The following is a 15,113-nucleotide window of genomic DNA, read 5'->3' as shown; positions in this document are numbered from 1 at the left end:
TGAATATATTAAAAGTAAGTTAATTAATTAGTAGGACAAGTTTGGGTATTAAAGCAAGCCCATCCGGCAGCAGTCCCATTGGTATTAACCTGTAAACAATCCAGGGTAATATTATACACCATCATTCCTTCTACCAGATTAGCAGCCGGGATAGCAGTAATCTGTGCTGAAGTCAGCCTATTGAGCACAAACCCTTTCGTTTTGGCTTCAAGAACAGTCCAGGCGCCTTTTCTTACCATCGGCCAATTATTACCTCCTGTAGAAGCCCCGGCTCTTGCCAGGGAAGTAATTCCCATAGGAGAGTCTAAAGCTGTTCCTGCTGTTACCGCCGGCTTATAACACACTGCCTGGGTATCCGTATCTGTTGCCGTATTATTGGTATTATTTACTTCAGTTATATTAGACGGAGGAGTAATGGTTACTGTATTAACAAGATTTCCCGAATAGGCAAAAGGTATATTTACCACCACTGTATAGGTTACAGTACCTCCAACGGGAAGGCTCACCAGGTCATTAATTGCTCCTGATTGCGTTCCGGATACGGATGTAGTGGCTCCGCCTGCCGCAACTGCGGTATAACTCACATTTGCAGGTGGAATTCCTGCAGGAACAGGATCTGAAACAGTGGCCCCTAGAACTCCAAACGGCCCACTGTTACTCACTGTTACAGTATAAGTGGTAGAGGTACCTGGAGCATAGGTTGTAACACCGTCTGTTTTAGTTACAGCAAGATCAGCACTGAAAACTATAGGGGTATTAACACAATGTGCACCGTCATTTCCGGAACTTGGAGGTGCATTGGAAATAAGAACTCTCTGTCCGGTGGTAAGATTAAACTGATAAAAACCTCCTGTATTATCAACGCCAAACATTTCACTTGTGCTGGAAGCAAACATAGCCCCAAAATTAACAGCTCCAGGTGTAATTCCTATTGGGACCACAGCTCCTGTAGTCGGATTAACGGACACGAGCTGCCCATTAGTTGAGTTAACACCATACAACAGTCCCGTAGTTATGCTATATGCCATATCAGGTAAATTAACACTAGCTGAAAGCGTAATCAATGTAGCAGTTAACGTTGTCAGGTTTATTCTGTAAATCTGATTATTATTGGTATTTAATTTTACATAATAGTTTCCCAGATTATCTATTTCTCCTGAGTTATATATAACTGCACCAGGTAAACCTGTTACCGCTCCGAGTGTATTATAGGTACCGTCGGCATTGATACGGATAATCGTATTAGAGTTGGTAAGCATTCCATACATGAAACCATCAAGCGGATTAATGCCTATTGCATTATAATTTGTAGCGGCGGCAGGTCCGATCTGTGTATAGGTAAAAGGATTGGTAGCAGTGTCTACATTATATAATGTATTTAATTGAGAAAGGTACATATTGTTAGTACATCCGAACCCTGTTAAACACTGAGTATCCTGAATCGCCGAATTAGCTGAGGTTCCGACTCCTTGTCCCTGATCTGCACCTGAATCTGCAGCTCCACCAGAATTAACGATCACGGGTACCCCTTGGGCGTCAACAGCTCCTGCAATACTTCCATTTGGATTCAACTGTGCAACAAGTACATTTTCATCTCCTTCAAGAGAATCATAACAGCCATCTCCGTCGGAATCCAGATCCAGATAATCCGGTGTTCCATCTCCGTCTGTATCTCTGTGATTACAGAAAGTAACCGTATTCTGTGAAATAGTGATCAGTCCTCTGTCACCAGCATTTCCGGCGCCTGTGCCTGCTGTACTGGTAAATGCTGTGTAATTCCATGTATAGGTATTACCGTAATTTACCCCAAAAGGCAATGTTGCAGCTCCAGCCCCTGTATTGGTAGTGTTCTGGAATTGCATTCTTGAATAATATCCGCTTCCCAGAACTGCTCCTGCATTGGAGGCATTAAAAGTCGAAAATAAATTGAGTGCAGTATTGCTACTATAAGAAGAAGTTCCCGTTACTGTAGGTAAACTTCCTATGGTAGTGGTGTAATTTCCTAATTGAGAAATTCTATTGGTGCTTAGCAGATATCTGAACCATGAGTCTGGTGTATTCGGTGAGGCACCACTCTGATCTTCAGTGGTTGTATTATTAGTAGGTAAGCCGGTATACAAAGAAGTTGTATTGGGAAGTATTCTGAATTCAGTTGCTGAAGTATTGAATATACTCCAGGTATGGTTTTGTGCATTCACCGTATTGTTAAGATCTGAATAGGAGAAAGGAACATTAAAACTGCTTCCTAATGATGCTACTGCTGGACCGGAAGTTAGGGTATATACCAGATTAAAGCTTCCGCCATTAACTCCTATGGTAGCTCCTGCCAAGGTGCTGGCCATATTCAAAGTATAGACACTTTGAGATGTACAAAAGCCTTCATCTGTATCTAAAATGCCGTCATTATCATCATCAAGATCTACAGTATTATCAATCCCATCACCGTCTGTATCAGTAATAACCGGTGTTGGTGTTACGCTTGCGGTATTATTCGTACTATCAGGATCCAGAAGATCTCCGGAAATAGTAGCTGTGTTCATATAGCTACCTGTGCTTTTCACGATTGCATTAACTTGTAAAGTAGCGCTTGCACCAGCATTTAGACTTCCTATGGTCCAGACTCCGGTTCCGCTATTATAGGTCCCAGTAGAGGTTGTAGAACTAACATAAGTGTATCCCGAGGGAAGAAGGTCATTTACGATCACATTGGTATTATTGGAAGCGCCCGTATTATTTGCCGTCACAGTGAAGTTGATAGTGCTTCCTGCAGCTGGTGTTGAGTTATTAACTGTTTTTGTAACGCCTAAGTTCGATTCTGAGGCAGTTACCCCCAGCATATATCCATCTCCTGCTGTGTTTGTTGTTCCATGCCAGTTAGTACCTGTATTGGCAGCTGCTCCACGTGTAAATATTCTCAAGGTTATAGTTGTTATACCTGTGCCGGATACCAATACAGTTCCTCTGGAAGCATTGGCGGCTGCACCATCAGGAGTTGTGGCTGAATTTAGTATCTGAGTGGAAGTAACATTCAAAAGCGCCGTACCCGATATCTTTGAAAAAGTTACCGGCACATTAGAAGACACATAATCAAATTCTGCTGTATAAGATTGTCCGTTTGACGTTCCTCCGAGTGCATTAATCTGTAAATATGGATTATTAACCGGTCTGCTGAAAGTAAGCGTTAAGTCCGCCATTTGCCAACGTTGATTTGTGGCTCTTCCAGCAGCTGTCAGTGGCTGAACATTGGTGGAAAAATTGATAGCCCTGTTTGTTGTAATGTCAATACCAGTCCCTACCGGTGCATCACTGCTCGTAAAAGGAGTATTAGCAGTTGTATTTCCGAAAGCATTCATTAATGTCAGAATAGGTTCTCCCGGATATCCCATGAAAATAGCTCCGTTATAGCCGGTAAAATTGGTTTGTGTATACTGCTGATTGCTCATAGTATACGTAACATTCAAAGCACTGGGATTTGCATAAGTAGCATAAGTACTACCAGTAGGGTTGTCTGTATTGTTTCGTAGTCTGATTACAGTACTGCCTACAACATTGGTTACATTGGTAGTGGGATTACTGTCACCTGCGGCCATCTCTAGGGAAGGGGATTGTGCTTTTGAGCAAACCGTGGATAATACCACTATCAATAAGAAAAGTTTGCCCCTAATAGCTTCCTGGCCATAACTGGGTTTAGAAAATAGGTTTTTTATCATGATTTACATTTTATGCTACTTAAAAATAGAAATTATTATTTGTATTTTTAATAAATTTTTAACAATTTTTTATTTATTGAATATAAATTTTAATAAAATTGAAAATAAACGCCTGAAATGGCAAGAAAAGAGGTATTGTCTCATTAAGAACAAAAAAGACCTTTGTAAATTTATTAACAGAAAAAATCGATCAAAAGTCAGGAAATGAAGGAAATTTCGAACCCAAATTAGTTGCTAAAAGACAAAAATTAGTAAAGGTTGGGAAATATTATCTCATTTTATACTGTAGATAAACTATTGAAAGATACTCTTTTGTATCAATAAAATCACACTTGTTTTTGTAACGGATCTCTTGATAGAGTACATTAAATTCTTAATTTCTTTTTATATTTGTAATCCCAAACTAGAGTTCTTGGTTTTAATTGTTTGATTTTCATATTCAAAGTGCTCATTTTGAATTGATTAATCTCCATTTATAAATCAAATTATATTGTTGCTCCTTATATATTCTAAAAGTGAACCGCAGTGAAATTGAGAGCTTCAAAAAAGCATTAGATTAAGTATTCGCTTAGTTGAATCACCAAAGATTGTTCCGTCTTAACAGCCTTAGTGCATGCAAAGTATACTAAGCTTCGTTGAAAACAGACACCAACAAAATATTAATATGATTATTAAAAATCAATGTAAAATAATCATAAGAATTGAATATTAATTTTAAACACATAATATCTCAGAAATCTATTTATATAGCGGTTCTGTCGACCTGTTTAATTGCCGCAACCGCTTTTGCCATTCTGAGTGTTCTTATTACTCATGACAGCCGGAAAAATAATGAAGAATTTGCCCGGAAAACATTTTTCAGGAAATACGAAACCATAGAAAAAGAATTCAGGAATATCGAAGACTATCAGTATCTTCTTCGGGCCTTGATCCAGAAAGACGGTCTGAAAAATTATAAAGAATACTCTTCCGTTCTGAACGACCTGAACCGAAAACGTAATCTGCTGCCTTACAGTTGGTATGCTTACTATAGCCATGCTTCCGGGAAATTTGAAAGCGGCAGCCCTTTATCTTACCTGTTCAGAAAAAAAGGAAAAGAAGGGAAGTACATAAAGATAGACAATAACGGCTCCGGACATTTCCGTGATTTTTTAAACATCCGTAAAGACAGTATGTACTGGGTAAGTTATGACTCTCTTACACTGTCCAATAAAGATCTGTTGTATTATGGCTCTGCAGTAAGCCTGGATGATCTTCACGAATACTTCATCAATATAGATAAAACCCCGAACAATTATGCCTACGTTTTTACCAAAGAAGGTGTCTGCATTACCCATCCTGAAAAGAAATATTTAGGCAAAAATATTTTTGCGTTTACTAACATTAAACCAAAAGACACATTAACGGGTAATACAAAATCGGGATATACAGAAGGAAGCACGGTCTCCGAGTATCTGAACGTAGACGTGACCCGCTTTATAAAATCACTGAAGACTGATAATTTTGAAGGATACACCGTCGTAAATCACGTGAACTTCCTGATAGATGAGAGTGTCAATAAAACAAAGACCTACACCGTGTATATCTTTCTTGCAGCTCTTTTTCTTATTGTTACCGTTTTTATCTTATTCCAAAGATCCACAGCGTTGGCATACAGAGAAAAAGAAAAGATCCAGTCTGAAAAAAATCTCCTGCTGGTGGATAACGAGAAAATGCACAAAGCAGAAGCCCTGCATCAGCTTCAGCAGCTTAAAAATAACATCAATCCCCACTTCCTGTTCAACTCCCTGAATTCTCTTTATATGCTCATTGGGATCAACAAAGAGAATGCACAGAAATTCACCATGAATCTTTCCAGGATTTACCGGTATCTTATTGTACCTCCCAAAGAAAATATTGTTCCTGTTGCCCAGGAAATCAGTTTTATTCGGCAGTATATGGATCTTTTAAAAAGCAGGTTTGATGAGGAACTTACTTTTGATCTCGTCATCAATGACCAAAAAAGTCTCGAAAAGCGGATTCCGTATCTTTCTCTTCAGATGGTCGTGGAAAATGCCATCAAACATAATATTGCTACCATAGATCATCCATTGGACATTATCATTACTGTAGAACATGATGGTATTAGTATTAAAAATACATGGCAGCCAAAGACAGAAGAAAAGGTTCAGGGCGAGAAATTCGGAATTGATTATTTGAATCAGGTTTATGACTATTTTAAAAATAATTCTGTTAATATTTCAGTAGATGGTGAATATTTCATATGTTTTTTACCCTTATTGGAATAAAAAATGAAATCCACTCACTCCCAAAAATACACCTCTCACTCCCTATTAATGTTGATATTATTTCTTTACCTATAGTTTTGCGGCAGAAACATGGGATATCTAATAATTTGGAATGAATAGGACTATTTTAATGAAGAACTACAGACTGGCACTGTACTTAGGACTCGCTTTAACCTCACCGGCAGCACTTGCGCAGAAAAAAGACACTTTAAAAACAGATAAAGAAAAATCAGAAAAAACAGACTCTTCATCAAAAAAAGCAAAGAAAATTGATGATCTGATCAAAAAAGGAACTTACAAAAAAGGACTTCTTAATACCATTCAGGTAAAAACAGATGTATATTTTGAAATTCCTGACAGCCTGATGGGACGTCAGTTTCTGGTAGTCAATAAACTGTCACAGGTCCCGATGCAGGTAAACGAAGCTGGTCTGAATAAAGGAATGAACTATGAAAACAAAGTCATTTCCTTTCACCGGGACACCGTAGCCAAAAAAGTTTGGGTGAAAACTGTGGTTCCACAGGTATCATCACCTAAAAATGACGCCATTACAAGATCTGTTAAAGATAACTTTTCAGAATCTGTGATTGAGGTTTTTGATATTGAAGCCCAAAACAGCGATTCTACCTCTGTAGCCATTAAGGTCAATAAAATATTTGACGGAAATCAGAAAAGTTTCAATGATGTTCTGGCCAATGTAGGTCTTGGGGGATCCGTAAAATCAAACCTTTCCTACATAGAAAAAGTAAAAACCTTTCCTCAGAACCTTGTGGTGAAGTCTCAACTGACGACATCCGTAAACGAAGGAGGCGTGGACCTGCCGGTAACCCTTGGAGTTACTACCAACCTCGTTTTGCTTTCCAAAATACCGATGCAGCCGAGAACAGCTGATTCAAGAGTCGGATTTTTCAGTGAAAAACATTGGACATTCAACGACCGTCAGCAGAAAATGGATGAAAAGCAGCTCATTACCAGATGGAGGCTTGAACCCAAAGATGAAGATAAAGAACGATACTTAAGAGGGGAGCTGGTAGAACCTAAAAAACCGATTATTTACTACATAGACCCATCAACACCAAAGCAATGGCGTGAAAAAATCATTGCAGGCGTCTATGACTGGCAGGCAGCTTTTGAAAAAGCGGGCTTTAAAAATGCCGTTATCGCTAAAATGCCCGATGAAAAAGATGAAGATTTTGATATTGACGATGTAAGATATTCTGTGATCACATATGCTGCCTCACCTAAGGCCAATGCGATGGGGCCGTCGGTAGTGGATCCGAGAAGTGGTGAAATCATTGAATCGGATATCATATGGTGGCATAATGTGATGACATCCCTTCAGGAATGGATGAGAATCCAGACAGGACCGATAGATCCAAAAGCCAGGGGAAATACATTCAGTGATGAGCATATGGGGGAAGCAATCCGTTTCGTATCCTCCCATGAAGTGGGGCATACCTTTGGATTGAAGCACAATATGGGAGCGTCCTTTGCATTCCCTGTAGAGTCACTTCGTTCAAAAGAATTCACTGATAAAATGGGTGGAACTGCACCTTCCATTATGGATTATGCAAGGTACAATTACGTTGCCCAGCCGGAAGATGGGGTTACGGCCATTACTCCAAAAATAGGAGTCTATGATAAATATGCTATTGAATGGGGTTACCGTTGGTATCCGGACGAAATATCCGAGAAAAAAGCACTCAGGAATTTAATAGAAAAACACCAGGATGATCCTATGTATTTCTATGGAGAACAGCAGAATTACCTGGAAACCATCGATCCGCGTTCACAGTCTGAAGACCTGGGCGATGATGCCATGAAAGCCGGTGAATACGGGATCAAAAACCTGAAGACTGTTGTAAAGAACCTTTTAACATGGACCTATGAAGACGGAAAAACCTATACAGATGCCGGAAAGCTGTATCTGGGAGTAATAGGGCAATGGGATCTCTACACAGGTCATGTTATGGCCAATGTAGGAGGCATTTATCTGAATCAGACGGTTTTTGGCAGCAATAAAAAAGCCTATGAGGCAGTACCTGCTGAAACTCAGAAAAGAGCCGTCGATTATCTCATTAAAAATGCAATAGAACTTCCGGAATGGCTGTTTTTCAATCCGATTACAGAGAAAACCTATCCGGTTAAAAACTCACCGATGGGACCGTTCGAGCAGACTCCTTATACTTTAGCGAGAGGGATGCAATATGGGAATATTTACTCCCTGTTTATGGATGACCGACTGCTCAGAATGATCGAAAATGAATTAAAACATGAAGTTTCCGGTTCAAAAGAAGAAATCTACACCGTAGAAAATTTATTCAACCAGGTTCGTGCGGCCATTTTCAACAAAAAAGGAAGTTTAACCATTCTTGAAAAGATGACCCAGAAAAATTATGTGGATGCTTTAATCGTTTCCGTCAATAAACTATTTGAAAAAACAGCTGTAAAAGCTCTAAAGGTTGAAAATACGCTGAACGTTCCGATGATCTGCAACTTCCATGGAGAAGATCAGAGCCTTAGGAATATCAATTATTCATCCATGAAAAGAGTATCTGAAGTAACCACTTATAAAAGAGCAGAACTCCAGAAAGTACTGAACTTACTATATAAAACTAACAATAAAGGAGATGAAGCTTCCAGGGCTCATTACGCAGACTTGATCATCCGGATAAAAGAGGCTTTAAACAAATAATCAGCTATGAAAAAAACTCTAATACTTTTACCTCTTTTGGCGGCTCAGATTGCGTTGGCCCAGGAAAAGAAAACTATTACAGGAAAAATTGAAGACGAAAATACCTCTGGTGTTATTGTAGGAGCATCTGTAAAAATAGAAACACAGTCCGTTTCCACCAAAACCGACCTTGAAGGAATTATTGAAAGCGTATCCGTAGGTACGGTAACCGATAAAAGCGGAAAATTCATCCTTGAAATTCCTGCAGATACCAAGTCTGTACTGATCAGCTATCCCGGCTATGAATCCAGGATCATTCAGATCAGTGAAGATAAGACTAATTATACAGTAAGACTGATTCCTGAAGTTACAGACAAAAACAAAATTCAGGAAGTTATCATTACCGGATACCAGAAAATTGAAAAACGCAAGCAGACTTCTGCTGTTTCAACGGTGAAGATGGATAATATCAGCCAGGCCGGTGTTGCCAGTGTGGATCAGATGATGGCAGGACAGATTGCCGGAGTTGTAGTAACACCGGAAACAGGAGCTCCGGGAAGCCCTGCAAAAATCAGAATCAGAGGAACGGCTTCCCTTTCCGGTCCACAGGATCCGTTATGGGTAGTTGACGGTCTTCCGTTAGAAGGAAATGATGTGCCGAATTTCAGTGATAAAGACAATATTGACCAGCTTCAGAATTTTTCTATTGCCGGACTTAATCCTAATGATATTGAAGATATTACCATCCTGAAAGATGCAGCAGCTACAGCCATTTATGGAGCCAGAGCTGCAAACGGTGTGATTTCCATTACAACAAAAAAAGGAAAGAAAGGAACGATGAAGCTGAATTTCTCAGCAGATACTTTCGTGACGGCACGCCCTGATTTCGACAGACTCAACCTGTTGAATGCCTCTGAAAAAGTTGATCTCGAATTGATGCTTGCCAGCCGTGCAGACCTGACTTATCGTGCGGATAAAGGTGAAGTCATGAGAATTTTAATGAAAAACAGTCAGCTTGATGCCTTCAGAAACGGAGGTTTGGGTGCATTGAATTCTTTTACCCGTCAGCAGATCGATGGTTTAAGAAATAACAATACGGATTGGGGGAAACTGTTGTATAGAAATGCCATCAACAAGCAATACGGATTAAGCCTTTCAGGAGGCAGTGACCGTTCGGATTATTATTTCTCACTGGGATATTATGATGAAGAAGGAACCACCATAGGGACGGGTTTTGAACGATATAACCTTACTTTAAAGAACAATTACAAAATAAGTGATAAGCTGAATGCAGGAATCTCTGTTTTTGGAACACGCAGCGAGAAAGAGTCGTTTATGACAGATGCAGACGCATCAGCAAGCCCGGTTAATTATTCAAGAAATGCCAATCCGTATATGAATCCTTTCAATCCGGATGGAAGTTATAGCTATGACAAAGATATCGACGGTTTTGCAGATACTTATATTCCCTTCAATTTTCTTGAAGAAAGAGAAAATACAGAGTATACCCTGAAGAATCAGTCATTAAAGGCGATATTGGATTTAGAGTATAAAGCATCCAAAAGTCTCAGGTTTACTTCACAGCTGGGCATTCAGTATGATACCAATAAGACAGAAAAATACGCCGGACAGGAAACCTATTTTACCAGAAAGATGAAAGAGGGAACCCGTTACTATAAAGATGGTGCCTACCGTTATTTCCTGCCTGCCGGAGATATTAAGCAAAACTGGAACAATGATTTCTTTCAATACAACTGGAAATTACAGGGGTTATACAGCACAAGAATTAATTCGGTGCATGAGATTGATTTGATGGCCGGAACTGAAATCCGTAAAACAGAGGATAATACTACGGTTACCAGAGCTTTTGGTTTTAACAGTCTTACCAAAACAGGAACCCCGATCATATTTCCCAACTCTGATTATGCAGGAGATAAAAAATACGAAACCTATCGTGAAATGCCTACGGTAGAGAACGCTTATGCTTCTATGTTTGCTACGGCTTCTTATACTTATGATCAGAAATATACATTTTTCGGAAGTGTGAGATATGATGGGACCAATCTTTTTGGAGTCAATAAAAAGTACAAGTACCTGCCAATATGGGCTGTTTCTGGTTCCTGGCTGGTGACAAAGGAAAACTTTATGAAGAATGTACCTCTTATTTCCAATCTGAGATTAAGGGCTTCCTATGGTTTACAGGGAAATATTGACCGTAATACCTCTCCGTTTTTTATCGGTGAATATGGAGAAGCCAACATTCTTCCCGGAACAAAAGAAGAAATTATTAATGTAATCACGGCTCCGAATGATAAGCTCCGCTGGGAAAAAACCACCAATGTGAATCTAGGGCTTGATCTGGGCTTGTTTAAAAACCGTATCAACCTTACTGCCGATGTATACAGCAGAAAAGGAACAGATATGATCAGTATGAAAGAAACACCTCTTGAAACAGGATTCAATTATACGATGATGAATTGGGGAAGCTTAACGAACAAAGGTTTTGAATTGGCAGTTTCTACGAGAAATATCGATAATGAAAACTTCAAATGGTCAACCACGATTAATTTTGCTCATAATAAAAGTAACGTCATTACTGAGCAGCCCCGTCAGAATTCAATGCTTCCTTCGAGGGAAGGACTTCCTGTAAATGCTGTATTTGCTTTGAAAACGGCAGGGATGGATGAGAACGGGAACCCTATGTTCTGGAAAGGAAACGAAAAGGTGAAAATTGAGGATTTCTTTAAACTCTATGATGTGTATGAAGAATTCCTTCCGGGGCAGCTGGTCGGAACAAAGCTTACCGCTGAAGAAATGAGAGGCCTTTTTACCTACGTTGGAGACAGGGATCCTAAATTTACCGGGGGTATTATAAACACCTTTAAAGTACATAATTTCGATCTGACTGTTTCAGCAGCTTTCAACTTTAAACAGACGGTGATGAGGTCCCCTTCTTACAGAGGAATGAATTTGGACAGAGGAAGAAATTATACAAGGGATATCTACGAAGCAGGAATTTCACTTCCGGCCATAACAAGTCCTGATATGGAAAGCAACCCGGGATGGATGGGGAACAAATGGCTTACCGATAGCCCGAACAACACCTATGGTCTGCTTGATATATGGGCAAAAGAGATTAGTTACCTGAGAATCAGCAGTATCCGTTTAGGATATACACTTCCTAAAGAATTCACGAATCCTATGGGAATCAGCAGTCTGAGACTGAGTGTGGAAGGGCGTAACCTGTTTGTATTCAGTAACGGGTATAAAGGATATTTTGATCCCGAAACCTATGGTAATATTTATGCGCAGCCTATTGCCAAATCAGTGACAATTGGCTTTAATGTTTCTTTTTAAAACTTGAAAAAATGAGAAAAATAACTACATTCATTGCTCTGGCAGTCATCAGCTTTACAAGTATCGGCTGTGACCGCTTTCTGGATATACAGCCTGAAGGGAAAGTGATTCCGGTTAGCGTTGAAGATTACAGAAAAATACTGACGTCCGCCTATTCCAAATATCCTATTCATAAATCCCTTTCTGCACTTCGTACAGATGAGATGGTAATAGATGAAAATACCAGTGATTTCCCTTACTATCGTGAACTGGCTATGTGGAAGGACAGCAATTATGATGCTGAAACAAAAGAATTTCAGTGGGCAGATTTTTATACGGTAATCTTCTACCTGAACCAGGCGATCAACGAAGGCAGCAAGACCATGAAAGATTCTCCTGAAAAAAATCAGATTCTGGCAGAAGCTTATGCATTGCGTGCGTATTCCTATTTTGATTTGGTTAATTTGTATGCAAAACCTTATAATGCTGCTACGGCTTCCGCGGACAGGGGAGTTCCTATCAGTTTAAAAGCTGACATGGAAGCAGTACTAAAACCTTCTACCGTACAGGAAGTCTACAATCAGATTCATGAAGATATGGAAAAAGCGGAGGGGCTTATGGTGGAACAGCAGCAGGCTGCCGGTGCTAACTATAAATTTTCTAAAAATGCTCTGATTGCTTTTAATGCAAGACTTGCTCTTTATCAGGGAGACTGGAATAAAGCACTGTATAATGCACAGACGGTATTGGCTGTAAAAGGAGAATTAAGTAATTTAAATACCAGCAATACTGCACCCAACCTGTATACGTCCGTGGAATCTATTCTGGCATTGGATAACCCATTGAATACCAATGTTCAAAATGTAATTTTCGCCTCTCCGGAATTGATTTCAAAATATAATTCCGCTACAGACAAAAGATTTGGAATCTATTTTGAAAAAAATAACAATAAGTATAAAGTGATTAAAGGAGGCAGTAATAATTTCAGGGTCTCTTTCAGAACAGCTGAATTATACTTTATAAAATCTGAAGCATTATTAAAGCTCAACAGGCTTGATGAAGCCAAAGAAGCATTGCTGAAAGTTTTAGCCAACAGATATACTCCTGCAGGATATACCGCAGTTCAGAACGAGATCAGTCCAATGAATGCTTCACAGCTCATGAGCTATCTTCTGGACGAAAGATTCAGGGAGTTTGCTCTCGAAGGCCACAGATGGTTTGATCTGAGAAGAGCAGACCAGAAAAAAATTATTCATATCGTCAACGGTGTAGAATATATTCTTCAGCAGAATGACCCGAGATATACCATAGAATATCCTATGAGTGCCAAGAAGAATAATCCGAATTTATAAAACATTTATATTAACATCCTCTGAAACCGCTTGAACGTAATAGTTTAAGCGGTTTTTTCGTACTTTTGTGAGGTTATGAAAATCGCCATTATAGAAGACGAACTGCTGGCTGTTAATTATCTCAGGGATCTGCTGGATAAGCAGACCATAGTCCCTGTCACAGAAACCGTGATTCTCCGTTCAAAAAGACAGGCCATAGACTTCTTCGAAAACCATTCTGCTGACCTTATCTTTATGGATATTCACCTGGGGGACGGTATGAGTCTGGAGATTTTCGACCAGGTGGAACTCTTTACACCCATTATTTTTATCACTGCATTTGATGAATATGCAATACGTGTTTTTAGGCATTTTACCATAGATTATCTTCTGAAACCTTTTGAAGAAGAGGATTTGCATAAAGCATTACAGAAATTCATTTCCATACGGTCCAATTTTGATCCCGAACCTGTCTTACAATCTATTTCGACATTACGTCAGGCCGAAAATCCTGGAAAGATGAATCATTTCATGGTACGGGAAGGAAACAAGCTGAAATCAATAGATGAGCATAATACCGCTTACTTTTTTGCTTCGGGAAAATACCTTTTTCTTACCACGATGGACAACCGGACCTATATTTATGATGATACCATTAAAGATATCATCCATAAGCTGAATCCGGATCTGTTTTTTAAGATCAACCGCAAATTTATCATCAATAAAAATGCTATTGTTGAGATTATCAAGCATTCCAGTCAAAAAGTAGAATTAAAACTTTCTCCGGCTCCTGAAATCAATTCAGATGTATTTATCAGTAAAAGACAGATTACGGAATGCTTAAACTGGCTGAAAAGCTGATTAAGACATAATTGTGTTTAAAACGGACTTCCAGAGTGATCATTTAAAATGTATTTTAGTCTTTTAATGATTTAATTCCCACTCGGTATGCTTTAAGACTCAATCCCTTATGTCGTTTGAAAAACTTATTGATATGGCTTTCATCAGCAAACCCAAATTCATCGGCTATTTCATGAACTCTTTTATCACTGAAACGTAATCTGTGCTCTATCAGCCGGATGCGGTAAGAAGAGATATACTGCTGTATAGATTCATTGCATTGCTTACGAAAATAGCTGCCAAGATAGGTAGGGGATAACCCGAATTTTTCAGAAATTATGCTAATCTTTAATAATTCAGGACGGCTTATATGTTTCTGAATGTAATCCAGAATTTGCAAAATACGGCTGCCAGCATTGAGTGTGATCAACCTTGGCTGAATCATAGCCATGTTCCTTGCAGCGATTACGATAACAGCATTCACGAAATGTCGGATGAGGTCTTCATTGTAAATAGATTGATTTTTAATAGCTTGCTGTAGGTTTTGTATCACTAAATCAACCATTTTTCTGTCATCATTATTAACAAGTACCGAGCCTGGTATATGGGATGCATAGTATAAAAGACATTCTATATGGTCTATACTTTTCCATTGATATTCCCGGATATAGCTTTCTCCAAAACGGATCACCATAAATTCGCAGGTATGTTCAAGATCAAATGCATGACAGTCATTGGGCGTTATGAGAAATAGATCTCCTGCAGAATACCAAAACTTATTTCCATTCACAGTGTGATTTCCCGTGCCCGAAATGACGTATACAAATTCGAAAAAATTGAACTGCCTGTCACGTAGAGGACAATCATTCACTTTTTCGTAGAATACTTCAAGTGGCTGATGGATGTTTTCTTTTGCCATATCGTAAAGATACCT

General features: G+C 39.2%; 7 protein-coding genes. 5 read left to right on the top strand and 2 right to left on the bottom strand.

Annotation, left to right across the window (positions count from 1 at the left end):
* Positions 1-23 precede the first annotated feature (23 nt).
* Positions 24-3,710 (bottom strand): DUF6923 family protein, encoded by a 3,687-nt coding sequence (locus tag DRF61_RS12460; protein ID WP_111957479.1) that lies wholly within the window; start codon positions 3,708-3,710, stop codon positions 24-26.
* 701 nt (positions 3,711-4,411) lie between these two features.
* Here DRF61_RS12460 and DRF61_RS12450 point away from each other — a divergent pair.
* The 5 genes from DRF61_RS12450 to DRF61_RS12430 all read left to right on the top strand — a co-directional run bounded on the left by DRF61_RS12450 (position 4,412) and on the right by DRF61_RS12430 (position 14,200).
* Complete coding sequence (locus tag DRF61_RS12450; protein WP_111957475.1) at positions 4,412-5,998, top strand: histidine kinase; 1,587 nt, start codon at positions 4,412-4,414, stop codon at positions 5,996-5,998.
* A 112-nt stretch (positions 5,999-6,110) separates the two neighbouring features.
* The gene (locus tag DRF61_RS12445) at positions 6,111-8,693 is read left to right on the top strand and encodes a zinc-dependent metalloprotease (protein WP_111957473.1); all 2,583 of its coding nucleotides are present in this window, start codon (positions 6,111-6,113) and stop codon (positions 8,691-8,693) included.
* Positions 8,694-8,699: 6 nt separating this feature from the next.
* On the top strand, positions 8,700-12,029 hold the full coding sequence (locus tag DRF61_RS12440; protein WP_111957471.1) for a SusC/RagA family TonB-linked outer membrane protein: 3,330 nt from the start codon (positions 8,700-8,702) through the stop codon (positions 12,027-12,029).
* An 11-nt stretch (positions 12,030-12,040) separates the two neighbouring features.
* Positions 12,041-13,360 (top strand): RagB/SusD family nutrient uptake outer membrane protein, encoded by a 1,320-nt coding sequence (locus DRF61_RS12435; RefSeq protein ID WP_111957469.1) that lies wholly within the window; start codon positions 12,041-12,043, stop codon positions 13,358-13,360.
* 75 nt (positions 13,361-13,435) lie between these two features.
* Complete coding sequence (locus DRF61_RS12430; protein WP_111957467.1) at positions 13,436-14,200, top strand: LytR/AlgR family response regulator transcription factor; 765 nt, start codon at positions 13,436-13,438, stop codon at positions 14,198-14,200.
* 55 nt (positions 14,201-14,255) lie between these two features.
* On the opposite strand, the gene DRF61_RS12425 is transcribed toward DRF61_RS12430, so the two are convergent.
* Positions 14,256-15,098, bottom strand: a complete 843-nt coding sequence (locus DRF61_RS12425) for an AraC family transcriptional regulator (RefSeq protein ID WP_174772290.1) — start codon at positions 15,096-15,098, stop codon at positions 14,256-14,258.
* Between the last annotated feature and the right edge of the window lie 15 nt (positions 15,099-15,113).

It is taken from the genome of Chryseobacterium lathyri (assembly GCF_003290185.1).
GTDB lineage: Bacteria > Bacteroidota > Bacteroidia > Flavobacteriales > Weeksellaceae > Chryseobacterium > Chryseobacterium lathyri.
The sequence above is the reverse complement of the archived record's forward strand: the minus strand, read 5'-3'. Positions and strand labels throughout refer to the sequence as shown.